General features: G+C 71.5%; 12 protein-coding genes. 7 read left to right on the forward strand and 5 right to left on the reverse strand.

Annotation, left to right across the window (positions count from 1 at the left end):
• Nucleotides 1-3: 3 nt before the first annotated feature.
• From MJ604_RS08675 to MJ604_RS08685, 3 genes are all read right to left on the reverse strand, one after another.
• Nucleotides 4-2,628: a LuxR C-terminal-related transcriptional regulator gene (locus MJ604_RS08675; RefSeq protein WP_243057937.1), complete on the reverse strand. Its 2,625-nt coding sequence runs from the start codon at nt 2,626-2,628 to the stop codon at nt 4-6.
• Between the two features lie 78 nt (nt 2,629-2,706).
• Nucleotides 2,707-3,018, reverse strand: a complete 312-nt coding sequence (locus tag MJ604_RS08680) for an SHOCT domain-containing protein (protein WP_243057938.1) — start codon at nt 3,016-3,018, stop codon at nt 2,707-2,709.
• Nucleotides 3,019-3,038: 20 nt separating this feature from the next.
• Entirely contained in the window at nt 3,039-3,473 is a 435-nt protein-coding gene (locus tag MJ604_RS08685; protein WP_243057939.1) for a DUF6325 family protein, read from the reverse strand.
• Nucleotides 3,474-3,647: 174 nt separating this feature from the next.
• Between MJ604_RS08685 and MJ604_RS08690 the strand changes: the two genes are divergently transcribed.
• From MJ604_RS08690 to MJ604_RS08700, 3 genes are read left to right on the forward strand one after another with little or no spacing between them, the layout of a single operon-like run.
• Nucleotides 3,648-6,404, forward strand: coding sequence for a cation-translocating P-type ATPase (locus tag MJ604_RS08690; RefSeq protein ID WP_243057940.1), 2,757 nt, complete (start codon nt 3,648-3,650; stop codon nt 6,402-6,404).
• Nucleotides 6,405-6,423: 19 nt separating this feature from the next.
• Nucleotides 6,424-6,912 (forward strand): DUF1269 domain-containing protein, encoded by a 489-nt coding sequence (locus MJ604_RS08695; RefSeq protein WP_243057941.1) that lies wholly within the window; start codon nt 6,424-6,426, stop codon nt 6,910-6,912.
• 19 nt (nt 6,913-6,931) lie between these two features.
• Nucleotides 6,932-7,258: a plasmid stabilization protein gene (locus MJ604_RS08700; protein ID WP_243057942.1), complete on the forward strand. Its 327-nt coding sequence runs from the start codon at nt 6,932-6,934 to the stop codon at nt 7,256-7,258.
• Nucleotides 7,259-7,293: 35 nt separating this feature from the next.
• Here the strand turns inward: MJ604_RS08700 and MJ604_RS08705 are convergent, their stop codons facing one another.
• Both MJ604_RS08705 and MJ604_RS08710 read right to left on the reverse strand, forming a co-directional pair.
• Complete coding sequence (locus MJ604_RS08705) at nt 7,294-8,160, reverse strand: crotonase/enoyl-CoA hydratase family protein (protein ID WP_243057943.1); 867 nt, start codon at nt 8,158-8,160, stop codon at nt 7,294-7,296.
• The gene (locus MJ604_RS08710; RefSeq protein ID WP_243057944.1) at nt 8,157-9,380 is read right to left on the reverse strand and encodes an LCP family protein; all 1,224 of its coding nucleotides are present in this window, start codon (nt 9,378-9,380) and stop codon (nt 8,157-8,159) included. Before MJ604_RS08710 ends, MJ604_RS08705 begins: the two co-directional genes overlap by 4 nt.
• A 146-nt stretch (nt 9,381-9,526) precedes the next feature.
• Here MJ604_RS08710 and MJ604_RS08715 point away from each other — a divergent pair, with 146 nt between their 5' ends.
• The 4 genes from MJ604_RS08715 to MJ604_RS08730 all read left to right on the forward strand — a co-directional run bounded on the left by MJ604_RS08715 (nt 9,527) and on the right by MJ604_RS08730 (nt 13,651).
• Nucleotides 9,527-10,951 carry an LCP family protein gene (locus MJ604_RS08715; RefSeq protein ID WP_243057945.1) on the forward strand — a complete coding sequence of 475 codons (1,425 nt, stop codon included), beginning with the start codon at nt 9,527-9,529 and terminating at the stop codon, nt 10,949-10,951.
• Between the two features lie 194 nt (nt 10,952-11,145).
• Nucleotides 11,146-11,574: a hypothetical protein gene (locus tag MJ604_RS08720; RefSeq protein WP_243057946.1), complete on the forward strand. Its 429-nt coding sequence runs from the start codon at nt 11,146-11,148 to the stop codon at nt 11,572-11,574.
• 287 nt (nt 11,575-11,861) lie between these two features.
• Entirely contained in the window at nt 11,862-12,755 is an 894-nt protein-coding gene (locus tag MJ604_RS08725) for a glycosyltransferase (protein WP_243057947.1), read from the forward strand.
• Nucleotides 12,752-13,651: a glycosyltransferase family 2 protein gene (locus tag MJ604_RS08730; RefSeq protein ID WP_243057948.1), complete on the forward strand. Its 900-nt coding sequence runs from the start codon at nt 12,752-12,754 to the stop codon at nt 13,649-13,651. Before MJ604_RS08725 ends, MJ604_RS08730 begins: the two co-directional genes overlap by 4 nt.
• Nucleotide 13,652: the final 1 nt, after the last annotated feature.

Below are 13,652 nucleotides of genomic sequence, written 5' to 3' on the forward strand. Positions count from 1 at the left end.
GCACTAGCCGATCGCGCTCCTGGGCAGCAGCCGCAGCTGTCGGGCCGCCTCGACGGCCTCGGCCCGGGAGTTCACGCCGAGCTTGCGGTAGATCACCCGCAGGTGGAACTTCAGCGTGTTCTGCGAGACGAACAGCTCGGCCGCGATCTCTCGCAGCGACAGCCGGCTGGGCAGCAGCCGCAGCACGTCCCGCTCCCGGTCGGTGAGGTCCTCGACCAGGCCGGTCCGGGGCGCCTGCACCTCCCACGAGGAGACCAGCAGCCGCCGGAGCCGGTCCATCCAGCCGTCCGGCACCGCCCACGCGGCGAGCTCGATCAGCTCGAGGACCGCGGCGCCCTCCGACGCCACCGACTGGAGCATGCCGTGCTCGGCGGCGAGCTCGACCGCGACCGCGACCGACTTGGCGGCGTCCTCGCGGCTCACCTCGGCGACCGCCTGGGCGAGCACCAGGTCGTGGAGGACGTGGTGGCGTACGCAGCGGGGGAGGGCACGGGCGAGCACCTCGACGGCGTCGGCGTTGCGGCCGTGCGCGATCTCGACCTTCGCCAGGCACCACGGCCCCCAGAACGGGTCGTCGACCCGGCCGGCCCACTGCCCGGCGGCGTCGAGGTCGTCGGTGGCGAGGCTCAGCAGCATGCCGGCCCGGGCCAGCCGTCCGGTGAGGCGCGACGGGCCGGGCTCGGGGCCGCCGTACTGCTCCTCGTGGGTGACCGTCGCCGCGGCGAACGCCGCCTGCGCCTCGGCCCGGCGCCCGTCGCCGAGCCGCATCTCGACCAGCTCGAGCTGGGCGAGGAGCGGGACGAACGAGAAGGGGTGGTTCTGCTGGGCTGCGAGGTGCGCCAGGCTCTCCTCGGCGCGCCGGTGGTCCCCGACCTCACGGGCGACGATCGCGTCAGCGAGGGCGAGCTCGGTGCGCAGCGTGGCGAGCGCGGCCGAGTCCGCGAGGTGGCGTACGCCGGCCGCCGACCGCAGCTCGTCGAGCGGGTGGCCGCTGAGGGCCAGGCCGAGCGCGCGCGTGCCCTCGAACGCCATCCGCCGGCCGGGGTCGTTGCTCACCGCGATCCGCGCCTCGCCGACCTGGTGCCCGGCGTCGTTCCAGCCCTCGTCGAGCGCGAGGCCGTGTGCCACGAGACTCCAGCCGGCCCGCCCGATCGGGTCCTGCCAGACCCGGTCGCCGAGCCCCTGCAACCCCTGCCGGGCCAGCGCCTCGCACCCGGGCCAGTCGCCGGCGAGGAAGCGCTCCGCCGCCGCCAGGATCAGCAGCCGCGGCCCGTCCATCGCCGACTGGGCGGCCGCGAGCGCGTCGAGGAACCCGGCCCGTTCGACGAACAGCCGACACCACGCGTACAGCACCAGGGACTCGGGATCGGCGCTGCTGACCTCCGCGGGGACGGCGTCGAGCACCCGGGCGATGGTGCCGGACCGGCCGCTCTCGGACAGGTCGATGGCGATCTCGGACAGCAGCCGCAGCGCGGCCCGGGCGTCACCCGCCGCGAGCCAGTGCTCCACCGCGGTCGGCCCGTCGCCCATGCTCTCGAACCACCGCGCCGCGCGGGTGTGCTGCTCGCGCAGCGTCTCGGGGGACCGGCGCTCGAGCTCGGCGAGCAGCATGTCGCGGACCAGGCCGTGCACCTCGAACCAGCCGCCCGCGTCGAGGCTGGTCACGAACAGCCCGCGCGCCCGCGCCTCCTCGAGCAGGTCACCGGCGTCCTGCCGGGCGGTCAGCGCCTCGGCGAGGCCGTAGTTCACGCGGTCGACGACCGCGATCGCGAGCAGCAGGCTGATCAGCTCGCGGCGCTCGGTCCGCAGCACCTCGCGCCAGACGTACTCGTCGACCAGCCGGTCGGACGCGCTCGTGGGGGCCGCCTCGGCCACCGCGAGCTGCCGGCCGCGCCGCGACCGGATCGAGAGCGCGGTCAGCTGCAGGGCCGCTGCCCAGCCACCGGCCCGGGCGGCGAGCCCCGGCAGCATCTCGGTGGGCGCGTCCGGGCAGAGCCGCGTCAGCATCGCCGTGGCCTCGTCGTCCTGGAAGCGCAACAGGTCGAACTCGACATCGGCCAGGACCCCCGCGGCGCGCAGCCGCTCGACCCGCAGCGGCAGCCGACGACGGCTCAGCAGCAGCACGTGGAGCCAGTCGGGCTTGTGCTCCACGAACGACGCGAGCGCGGCCTGGCTGTCCGGCTCGCCGTCGAGGAGGTGCACGTCGTCGACCACCAGGACGCTCGGCGTCGCGTCGACCTGCTCCAGGTCGTCGGCCAGCGCCCGCCCGATCTCGTCGAGCCCGGTGGCACCGATCACCGTGCCGATGCCGGGGGCGAGGGGTTCGAGGGCCGCCGTCAAGGCGGTCCAGAACTGCGCCGGGTCGCCGTCGGCCTCGTCGAGGGCGAGCCAGGCGCTGGGCCGGCGACCGCGGCGTACCCAGTCCGAGGCCAGGGCGGTCTTGCCCGCACCGGCCGGGGCGACGACCGCGGTCACGGCGTACCCGGACAGGTCGTCGAGCAGCTCGACCAGCCGCTCGCGCGGGACGAAGTGGTCGGGGACGGTCGGCACCCGGAACTTCGAGCGGAAGAACGGCGAGGCGACGCGCGCACCGGGAGACCCCGAGGGTGCCCGCCCAGCCTTCCGCATGACGAGAACGTAGAGCGGCGTGCGAACGGCTGTCGTCACCCGGATCGGGTGACGACAGCCGTTCGGTGCCTCGAGGTGCTACCCGTTCAGCAGCTTCGCCTTCTCGGCGTCGAACTCCGCCTGGGTGAGGATGCCCTTGTCGCGCAGGTCGCCGAGCTTCTCGAGCTGGGCGATCAGGTCGTCACCGCTCGGGGCGGCCGCCGCGACGGGTGCCGGCGGCGGCGGGGCGTACTGCTGCGGCGGCGGGGCGAACTGCTGTTGCTGGTAGGCCTGCGCGTCCGCCTGGTCGGCCCAGCGGCCGGCCTGTCGGCGCGAGACGCGGTTCGACACGGCGGTCGCCGTACCCGCCACGACGGCGGTGCGGGCCACTCCACGGATGAGTCCTGGCATGGTGCACTCCCTTTCTGGTGTCAGGCGTTCTCGAGGGCGTCGAGCGCCGCGATGACCTCGTCCGCGGGGATCCGGCCGCTCGCGATCACCTCCGCGTCCGCGCGGCGCAGGGCCGACACGAACGGGCCGGCCCAGGTGTTCTCGTAGACGAGCATCGCGACAGCGCCGCCGGCGCCGACGAGCGCGGCGCTCTCGGCGATGTCCTCCTCGCTCAGCAGCCCCGAGGACACCCCCTCGAACACCGCGAGGTCGAGCTCGCCGTCGCCGTCGAGGTCGGTGATCTCGACGACGGTGAAGTCCCCGTTGTCGCCGACCACGGCGACCGCGAGGTCGAGGATCCGGACGATGCCCCGCTCCACGAGGTTGACGAGCTCGGCCAGCGCTTCGCCCTTGAGCTGGGCTCCCGGGAACTCCACGACCAGGTAGTCGATGGGCCCCACGTCTTGCTCGGTCATCTCTCCCCTTCCACAGCTGTCAGGTCTGAGCCTCGAACGTGTCACGGGGGAGGGTGGTTCGCATTCACCCCGGACGGGGTGGGGTTGGAAACCCACCCTGAATCGGGTGAGGCGCCACCACCCGTGCAGTCCCAGAATCGGATCAGCCAGACAAGGACCCGACAGGAGCCGCCGATGACGCAGGACGCTGTCGCCACACCAGGACAGGTGGCGAACCCGGTAGCCGTCCCGGCCGACGAGGTCGCCCGCGGCCTCGGCGTCGACCCGGCCCAGGGGCTCTCGGCCGCGGAGGCCGCGTCCCGGCTCGCCTCGCACGGGCCGAACCAGCTGGCCGCCGCCAAGAAGGAGCCCGGCTGGAAGGCGTTCCTGCGTCAGTACCAGGACTTCATGCAGCTGATCCTGCTCGGCGCCGCGGTGGTCAACCAGGTCGTCGTCCAGGAGGTCGCCACCACGGTGCTGCTGGCCGGCCTGACGGTCTTCAACGCGGTGATCGGCCTGCGCCAGGAGGCCAAGGCCGAGGAGAGCGTCCAGGCCCTCGCCCAGATGATGAAGACGATCGCGCGGGTTCGCCGCGGTGGCCAGGCGGTCGAGATCGACGCCGGCGAGCTGGTGCCCGGCGACGTCGTCCTCGTCGAGGCCGGCAACCTCGTGCCCGCTGACGGGCGGGTGATCCTGGCGGCGACGCTGGAGATCGAGGAGGCCGCGCTCACCGGCGAGAGCCTCCCGGTCGGCAAGTCCGTCGACCCGGTGCCAGGTGACGACGTACCGCTCGGCGACCGCACCTGCATGGCGTACATGAACACCTCGGTCACCCGGGGCCGCGGCGAGCTGATCGTGACCTCCACCGGGATGGGCACCGAGATCGGCCACATCGCCGACATGCTCGCGAACACCGAGACCAGCAAGACGCCGCTGCAGCGCCAGCTGGACTCGCTCTCGAAGATCATCGCGTCGATCGCCGGCGTCGCGCTGGTGCTCGTCGTGCTGCTGGGCAGGGCCCAGGGGCTCGACTTCGACACCCTCTTCATCACCGGCGTCGCCCTCGCGGTCGCCGCGATCCCGACCGGCCTGCCCGCGGTCGTCACGGCGCTGCTGTCGATGGGGACCCGGGAGATCGCGAACCGCGGCGCGATCGTGAAGCGACTGCCTGCGGTGGAGACGCTGGGCTCGACCTCGGCGATCTGCTCGGACAAGACCGGCACGCTGACGCTCAACAAGATGACCGCCCGCGAGCTCGTGATCCCGGGGCAGAACCGCTACACCGTGACCGGCGAGGGCTACAGCACCGTCGGCGAGCTGAAGCACGTCGGTGGCCAGCGCATCGACCTCGACCCGTACCTGCTGCCGATGGTGCTCTGCGCGGACGCCGTGCTGGACGGCGAGGCACTGATCGGCGACCCGACCGAGGGCGCGTTGATCGTGCTCGGCGCCAAGGGTGGGCTGAACATCACCGAGACCCGCGCCGCGCTGCCGCGCGTCGCCGAGGTCCCGTTCGACTCCGACTACAAGTTCATGGCGACGTTCCACGAGATGACCGCGGACGACGGCCGCCCGGTCGTGCGCTGCTACGTCAAGGGAGCGCCGGACGTGCTGATCGCGCGCGCGACGACGTTCCGGCACCCCGACGGGTCGCTCATCCGGATCACCGAGGAGAACCGGCACCTCGCGCTCGAGGCGAACGACGCGATCGCCAACGCCGGCGAGCGGGTCATGGTGGTCGCCCAGCGCGACTTCGAGCCGGGCGTCGTACGAGCCGGGGGAGACCTGCTGCCTCTCGTGCAGGAGCTGACGCTGCTCGCGATGGTGGGCATCGTCGACCCGCCCCGACCCGAGGCGAAGGCCGCGATCGCCGAGTGCCGTACGGCCGGCATCCGGGTCCGGATGATCACCGGGGACCACGCCACCACCGCCGGCGCGATCGCGACCGAGCTCGGCATCGAGGGGCGCGCGATCACCGGAACCCAGTTCGCTGCGATGAGCGACGAGCAGCTGCGCACCGAGATCGACGACATCGGCGTCGTGGCCCGGGTCGCGCCCGAGGACAAGGTGCGCCTGGTCCGGATCCTCAAGGAGAAGGGCAACATCGTCGCGATGACCGGCGACGGCGTGAACGACGCGCCCGCGCTGAAGTCTGCCGACATCGGCGTCGCGATGGGCATCACCGGCACCGAGGTCTCCAAGCAGGCCGCGGTGATGATCCTGACCGACGACAACTTCGCGACGATCGTGGGCGCGGTCGCCTACGGCCGGACGCTGTACGACAACCTGCTGAAGTACCTGCGCTTCCAGATGTCCACGCTGGTCGCCTACATCGCGATCTTCATCGGGGCCGGGATCCTCGGCATCGCCAGCGGAGCGCCGCTCAACCCGTTCCAGATCCTGTGGCTGAACATGGTGGTCGACATCCCGCTGGCGATCGCGCTCGGCTTCGACCAGCCCGCGCGCGGCCTGATGAGCCGTCAGCCGCGACCGGTGAGCGCCCCGGTGCTGTCGCGCAACAACTGGATCCGGCTGTGCGTCCAGGGCGCGGTGATGACGGTCGGTGCGTTGATCGCCTACCAGATCGGCGACGGCGCGATCGGCGACATCGACGGCGATGCGGTCCTCGCCAGCACGATGCTGCTCACCACGCTCTCGGTGTTCCACCTGGCCGCGGCGCTGCTCAGCCGCGACCAGCGCAACACGATCTTCGACCGGGACGCCGTACCGGGGCTGGCCCAGCTGCGGCGCTACGGCATCGCGGTCCTCGCGATCATCGCGGTCACCGGCATCGACTTCCTGGCCGAGATCATGGGCACCACCTGGCTGACCTTCAACCAGTGGTGCATCTGCATCGGCATCGCGCTGTCGATCGTCGTCGTCGAGGAGCTGATCAAGGTGTTCGTGCGCCGCGCGGACCCCGACCCCGAGTCCGAGGCCGTTCCGGCCTGACCTGAGCAAGGAGCGCATCATGACCACGTTCACCGTCTGGAAGTTCGACGACCCCGCCGGCGCCGAGCACGCCGAGTCGATCCTGGAGGACGCCGCGGCCGACGGTCTCGTGAAGGTCGTCGACCACGCGATCGTCACCTGGCCCGTCGGGGAGTCGAAGCCGACCACCCACCACAAGCACGACGACCCGAAGCGCGGCGCCGGCTGGGGCGCCCTGTGGGGCGTGGTCGCCGGGTCGCTGTTCCTGGTCCCGGTCGTCGGCGGCGTCGTCGGTGCCGCGATCGGCGCGCTGAGCAAGGCCACCGACGGCACCGGCATCACCAAGGGCGACCTCGAGCGGATCCGCAAGGAGGTCGTGGAAGGGACGTCGGCGCTGTTCCTCGTCACCGACGAGGGCGAGCTCGACCGGCTCGGCGAGCGGTTCCGCGGCGTCGACAAGACGCTGGTCAGCACGAACCTCACCGAGGCCGAGCGCGAGACCCTGATGGAGACGTTCGGCGGTCAGTGAACCCGGGTACCGCTCGTGCATGCCTCAGCAACAGTGGTCGAAGAAGCGCGAACGGCAGTACGAGCACATCAAGGAAGGCCTCGAGGACCGCGGCCGCAGCGAGGACGTGGCCGAGGAGATCGCGGCGCGCACCGTGAACAAGGAGCGGGCGCGCCACGGTGAGGCCAAGCAGAGCAGCCGCACCTCGACCGACGACATCTCGTCGGGCCGTCGCGGTGGGCTGCGCTCGCACCAGGGATCGGGCGGCCGCACCCGTGACCAGCTCTACGAGGAGGCGCGCCGCAAGGGCATCAAGGGCCGCTCGAAGATGAACAAGGCCCAGCTCGAGAAGGCCGTCGGGCGCTGACGGTCGACCGGCGTGTCGAGACCCGGTCGTCCCCGCTAGAACACGTCAGGCAGGTCCGACGCGCGGCCGGTGAACTCCGGCGCCCGCTTCTCGAGGAACGCCGCGACGCCCTCCTTGCCGTCGCCGAGCGAGGACCAGTACATCGCCAGCGAGTCGGACAGGTGCGCCTCGAGCGGCTCCGCGGCCGCGCTGTTGCGATAGACCAGCCGCTTCGCGAGACCGAGCGCGGTCGCCGAGCGCCCGACGACGAACGACCGGGCCAGCTCCTGCGCCGCGGGCACCAGCTCGTCGGGCTCGTGCAGGCTGCGCACCAGCCGTCCGGCGAGCGCGGCCTCGGCGTCCAGGATGTCGGCGGAGTAGATCCACTCCAGCGCCTGCTGCACGCCGACGATGCGGGGGAGGAACCACGTCGACGCGGCCTCGGGCACGATGCCGAGCCGTCCGAACACGAACCCGATCCGCGCCTTCGTCGACGCCAGCCGCAGGTCCATCGCGAGCGTCATGGTCGCGCCGATCCCGACCGCAGGCCCGTTGATCGCGGCGATCACCGGCTTCGGCAGCGCGTGGATCGCGAGTGTCACCTTGCCGCCGGTGTCGCGGACCCCTGAGTCGTACGGCGCCTCGTCGTACGACTGCCGGAACTCGGCGACCGTCGGGCGCAGCGACTCGTCCAGGCCGAACACGTTGCCCTCGGCCGACAGGTCCATCCCGGCGCAGAACGCCCGGCCCGCGCCGGTGACCACGACCGCGCGGACGTCGTCGGCGTGCGCGTCGGCGCGGAAGACCTGCTCGAGCTCGCCGGCCATCGTCAGGTCGAAGGCGTTGAGCTGGTCGGGCCGGTTCAGCGTGAGGGTGGCGACGCCGTCGGCGTCGACGGTCCAGTCCAGGGTCTGGTAGCTCATCCCGTGACGCTCTTCGGCAGACCGGTCGGGGTGCAGAGGGCCTTGGGGATGTCGCCGGTCTTGTCCTCGCGGATGAAGCCGAACATCTGCTCCGAGCGGTCCGGGTCCCAGTGCACCGCGAGGTCCGAGATCGGGACGACGCAGCTGAGGTCGACGTTGGTCATCGCGAGCGCCCAGGTGCCGGCCTTGAACGGGCCCATGCCCTCGCCGAACGCGAAGAAGTCGGGCACCGCGTTCCAGAGCCGCCAGTAGCGGACCGGGTTGATGAACGTCCACGGCGAGAGCACCTCGTCGCCGACGGCGGCCACGACCTCGCGCTGGTGCTTGACCCGCGTGATGTCGCCGTACCGCGGGTCGGAGTGCCGCGAGCGGGCGTAGCCGAGCGCGACCTCGCCGTCGGCCTGCTGGCAGCCCTTCTCGATGTCCAGGTTCGCCAGCGGGTCCTTCATGTCGAACGTCGGGCAGATCTCGATGCCGCCGACGGCGTCGACCACGCCCGCCAGGCCGCCGAGGCCGATCTCGATGTACTCGTCGATCCGGATGCCGGTGTTGTTCTCGATCGTCTTCACGAGGAGCTTCGGCCCGCCGAAGGCGTACGCCCCGTTGATCTTCGTGGTGCCGTAGCCCGGGACGTCGACCAGCGAGTCGCGCGGGATCGACATCAGCAGGTTCGGGCCGTCACCGGTGTGCAGCAGCATGATCGTGTCGGTGCGCTGGCCCGAGGCGTTGCCGGTGCCGTACTTCTTGCGCTCCTCGGCCGAGAGGCCGGCCCGTGAGTCGCTGCCGACCATCAGGTACGTCGTACCCGGCTGATCGTCGGGGCGCTGGCCCTTGGGCTCGAACGCGACGCCGTCGACCTTGGTCCACGCCCAGAACGGCACCGCGACCAGGTAGACCAGCCAGGCGACGAGCAGGATCAGCAGGATCCGGACGACGCGCTTGACGCCCCCGCGGCGCCGCGGCGGGCGTGGCGCGCCGCCCGGCGTCGGACCCGGGGGCTGGCTCGGAGGCGGCGGCGGGAGCGGCGGCGGCTCGTACGTCGGCGCGGTCACGGCGGGGTCCCCCTGGGGCGACTGGTCGGGGCGCGGCTGCACCGGCATCATCCGGGTCTCGTCGGGACGCGGCTCGGACGGGGGCGTGCCGCCCTCGCTGCCGTACAGCCAGTGGAAGTCGGGCGACCCGTCCTCGGGCGTGCCGTCTCCCCGAGGACGATCGGTCATGGCGGTGACGGTACCGCGCGGCCGGGAACGCGATCCGGGGAGGGCTCCCCGGCGCGTCGCGCCCGGATGTGACGGGTGTGACTGGTGATACTGGCGGTCAGCACCACCACTTCCCCGTTCGGCATCTCTTGCATGGAGGCATCTCGATGCCACCCGTACCTTCCCCCGGGTCACCCCTCACCGCCGGCGACCGCGCCGCCCGCATCCGCTTCCGGCGCGCGATGGCGCTGATGCTCGCGACGCTCGTGCTGCCCGGCTCCGCGCAGATCGTCGCCGGCAACCGCCGGGTGGGCTGGATCGCGCTGCGGACGTGGTTCGTGGTCGTCGCGGCGTTCCTGGTCACGATGGTGGTGGGTCTGTTCGACCACCAGTTCCTCTACGGGCTCGGCACCGACCCGTCGACGCTGCTGTGGATGCGACTGGTCCTGATGGCGCTCGCCATCGGCTGGGCGCTGCTGTTCTTCGACGCCTGGCGGATCGGCCAGCCGCTCTCGCTCGCGATGGGCCACCGCCGCGCAGTCGTCGGGGTGAACGGCGTGCTGTGCCTCGCGGTCGCCGGCTCGCTGCTCTTCGGCGCCCACCTGGTCGGCGTCCAGCGCGACCTGATGCTGACGATGTTCGGCGACGGGCAGGCCTCCGACGCCCACCACGGCCGCTACAACGTGCTGCTGCTGGGTGGCGACTCCGGCGCCGGGCGCTGGGGGCTGCGCCCCGACTCGATGACGGTGGCCAGCATCGACGAGGAGACCGGCAAGACGGTCCTCATCTCGCTGCCGCGCAACATGCAGAACTTCCCGTTCGCCAAGGGCTCGGTGATGGCCGAGCAGTTCCCGGACGGCTTCGACGCCGACTACCTCAACGGCGTCGCCACCTGGGCCGGCGACAACACCGAGCTGTTCCCGGACTCGGAGAACCCGGGCATCGACGCGACGGTCATGGCGATCGAGGGGATCACCGGCCTGAAGATCAACTACTGGGCGATGGTGAACCTCGAGGGCTTCAAGGACCTCGTCGACGCCGTGGGTGGCGTGACGCTCAACGTCCGGCAGAGCATCCCGGTCGGCCTCCCGCACGACTCCTTCTACAGCCACATCGAGCCGGGCGTTCAGAAGCTCGACGGCTTCGAGACCCTGTGGTTCGCCCGGGCCCGCTACGACTCCGACGACTACTCGCGGATGGCGCGGCAGAAGTGCGTGATGAACGCGATGCTCCAGCAGATCAGCCCGCAGACCGCCGTACGCAACTTCCAGAAGATCGCCAAGGCGAGCTCGGCGATGATCTCCACGAACATCCCCGCCAGCGAGGTCGACCGCTTCATCGACCTCGCGCTGAAGGCCCGCGGCCAGAAGATCGCGACGCTGTCGCTGGTGCCGCCGATGATCAACACGGCCGACCCCGACATCCCGCTGGTCCGCGGCAAGGTCGCCGAGGCGATCGACCGGGCCGAGGGCGACCCCGCAGCGACCAAGAAGAAGCGCAAGGGCAGCGACAGCGTCACCGGGGGCTCGCTCGGCTCGCTCAGCGAGGGGTACGCCGCCAACCAGTCCGACGACCTCGGCACCGCCTGCTAGCGAGGACGCGACAGCGGACTCGCTGATGGTGGTCGAGCGAGCGGCGCGACTGAGCTCGCGAAGTCGCGACCCGCGTGTCGAGACCCAGTCGGATACGGATCGCCCCGTGGCTGCGGGGGTCTCGACAGGCTCGACCGACGGCGACTGGTCTCGACAGTCTCGACAGCCGGCGGTCCGTCCGGTTACGTGGACCCATGAAGCGATCCCTGCTGCTCGTGCCCGCGCTGGCCCTCTCCTTCGGCTTCCTCGCCGGGTGCGGCGGCTCCGACGAGGAGCCACTCAGCTCCGAGGAGTTCGTGAAGCAGGCCGACAAGATCTGCGCCGACGGCAACGCCGAGCTCGAGGAGGCGGCCGGCGACATCGACCCGAACAACGCGGAGGACGTCGAGGGGTTCGTCCAGGACGTGCTGGTCCCGAACATCCAGGGCCAGCACGACGACCTCGAGGAGCTCGTGCCGCCCGAGGACGACCAGGACACCTTCGACGACATGCTCGCCGCGCTCCAGGAGGGCCTCGACCAGCTGTCCGACGACCCGTCGCTGATCACCTCCGACTCCGACATCTTCGGCGACGCCAACGAGGAGGCCCAGGAGCTCGGCCTCACGGAGTGCGGCTCGTCCTGACGGATCCCGTGGTGGTCGAGGTGCGTGCGGAGCGAGCCTCGAGACCGCCGCGCTCGTCGGACGGTCCGGCTGGGTGTCGGTGGGACGCCGAGCTGCGGGCGGGTGCTGGGTGTCGCAGGTTCACCATGTGATGCAGACGAACCTGCACTTCTCACGGTGTGCACGCCATGAGAAGTGCAGGTTCACCTACATCACATGGTGAAACCGCGCCACAGGATCCCGGCGGGACCGGCCCCCCACCAGATCCCTCCGCGATCCACGTCGGGCCTCCCCCTAGGGTGGTCGCCGTGCGTGTCGCGGCGGTGGTGGTCACCTTCAACCGGCTCGAGCTGCTGCAGCGGCTGCTCGAGCGCCTGGGTGACGTCGCCGAGCTGACCGAGGTCCTCGTCGTCGACAACGCGTCGACCGACGGCACGGGGGAGTGGCTGGCCGGCCAGGGCGGGAGCGTCCACGCCCGCACGCTCACCGAGAACCGTGGCGGCGCCGGCGGGTTCCACGACGGTCTCGCGTGGGCGATGGAGCGCGGCGCCGACCTCGTGTGGCTGATGGACGACGACGGGCTGCCCGACGCGGGCTGCCTGGCGACCCTGCTGGAGCACGACGACCTCGACTTCTGGGGGCCGCTGGTCGTCGACGAGGCGCAGCCGGACCGGCTGGTGTTCCCGATCCGGCTCCCCGGCGGTACGTCGGTGGTGCACCGGCTGGCCGACGTGGAGGCGGCTGCCCGGAACGGGCGCATCGACGACATCGTGATCCCGTTCAACGGCGTGCTGGTGACCCGGGAGCTGGTCGAGCGGATCGGGCTGCCGCGCGCGGAGTTCTTCATCTGGGGCGACGACCACGAGTACCGGCTGCGGGCCGAGGCGGCGGGGGCGCGGATCGCCACGATCGTGGGCGCGCAGGTCCGGCACCCGTCCGTGGGCGACCTCGGGACGCCGATGATGTTCGGGCGGACGACGTACAACCACAGCCCGAGCGAGCTCAAGGCCTACTGCATGGCCCGCAACAACACCGTGAACCTGCGCGACTACCGCGGCTGGCCGCACGTGCTGATGTTCTGGGCGAAGACCATCTGGTTCTACCTGTTCACCCGGCGCCAGCCCGGCCGGATCGCGCTCAGCGCGCGCGGTGCGTACGCCGGACTGCGCGGCGACTTCACCGGGCACAGGAGGTTCCTGTGACCGAGACCGTCGCGGTCGTCGTCGTGACCTACAACCGCGCCGACCTGCTCGAGCGGATGCTGGCCGGCCTGCAGGCGCTGGACCGGCAGCCGGACGCCGTGATCGTCGTCGACAACGCCAGCTCCGACCACACCTCCGAGGTGCTCGCGGCGGCGACCAATCCCGGTCTCGACGTGATCCGCACCGCCGACAACCTCGGCGGTGCTGGGGGCTTCCAGGTCGGGGTGCGGGCGGCGTACGACGGCGGCTTCGACCGGATCTGGCTGATGGACGACGACGTCGTCCCCGCGCCGGACTGCCTCGACGTGCTGCTCGCCCAGGACGAGCCCTGCCTCACCGCGGTCCGCGAGGACCTGCGCGGGCGCCTGGTCGAGAAGGCCGCGACCCGCTTCGACCTGCGCAACCCGCTGGCGATCCGGCCCAAGACCGAGTCGGTCGAGTCCAGGTACGGCACCCGGGCGGCGATGCCGGCGCGGGTCGAGGTGCAGAACGTCGCCTTCGAGGGCTTCATGGTCCGCCGCGAGGTCGTGGCCGCGATCGGCCTGCCCGACCCGACGTACTTCATCTTCTACGACGACGTCGACTACGCGGTCCGCGCCCAGCGCGCCGGCTACCGCATCTGGGCGGTGCGTGACGCCGTCCTGGTCCGCCAGCTCGACTTCGACCAGCAGCACGACCTGAGCGGCTGGAAGGGGTACTACATGTACCGCAACCTGTTCGTCGTGCACCTGCGGTACGGCGAGAACGCGCTGGTCAGGCTCAAGCCGTGGCTCGTGACGGTCGCCGTCGTGCTGCTCAGCCCGGCCCGCGGGGGACGCGCCGAGGCGAGCAATGTGATCCGCGCCATGCGCGACGCGCGGGGAATGCGGGTCGGACCGTCTCGATCCGTAGACTGAC

It is taken from the genome of Nocardioides sp. SR21 (assembly GCF_022761125.1).
Classification (GTDB): Bacteria; Actinomycetota; Actinomycetes; order Propionibacteriales; family Nocardioidaceae; genus Nocardioides.

Coding starts and splice junctions, on each gene's coding strand:
- MJ604_RS08675 (WP_243057937.1), bottom strand. CDS start 2,628: ATGCGGAAGGCTGGGCGGGCACCCTCGGGGTCTCCCGGTGCGCGCGTC.
- MJ604_RS08680 (WP_243057938.1), bottom strand. CDS start 3,018: ATGCCAGGACTCATCCGTGGAGTGGCCCGCACCGCCGTCGTGGCGGGT.
- MJ604_RS08685 (WP_243057939.1), bottom strand. CDS start 3,473: ATGACCGAGCAAGACGTGGGGCCCATCGACTACCTGGTCGTGGAGTTC.
- MJ604_RS08690 (WP_243057940.1), top strand. CDS start 3,648: ATGACGCAGGACGCTGTCGCCACACCAGGACAGGTGGCGAACCCGGTA.
- MJ604_RS08695 (WP_243057941.1), top strand. CDS start 6,424: ATGACCACGTTCACCGTCTGGAAGTTCGACGACCCCGCCGGCGCCGAG.
- MJ604_RS08700 (WP_243057942.1), top strand. CDS start 6,932: ATGCCTCAGCAACAGTGGTCGAAGAAGCGCGAACGGCAGTACGAGCAC.
- MJ604_RS08705 (WP_243057943.1), bottom strand. CDS start 8,160: ATGAGCTACCAGACCCTGGACTGGACCGTCGACGCCGACGGCGTCGCC.
- MJ604_RS08710 (WP_243057944.1), bottom strand. CDS start 9,380: ATGACCGATCGTCCTCGGGGAGACGGCACGCCCGAGGACGGGTCGCCC.
- MJ604_RS08715 (WP_243057945.1), top strand. CDS start 9,527: ATGCCACCCGTACCTTCCCCCGGGTCACCCCTCACCGCCGGCGACCGC.
- MJ604_RS08720 (WP_243057946.1), top strand. CDS start 11,146: ATGAAGCGATCCCTGCTGCTCGTGCCCGCGCTGGCCCTCTCCTTCGGC.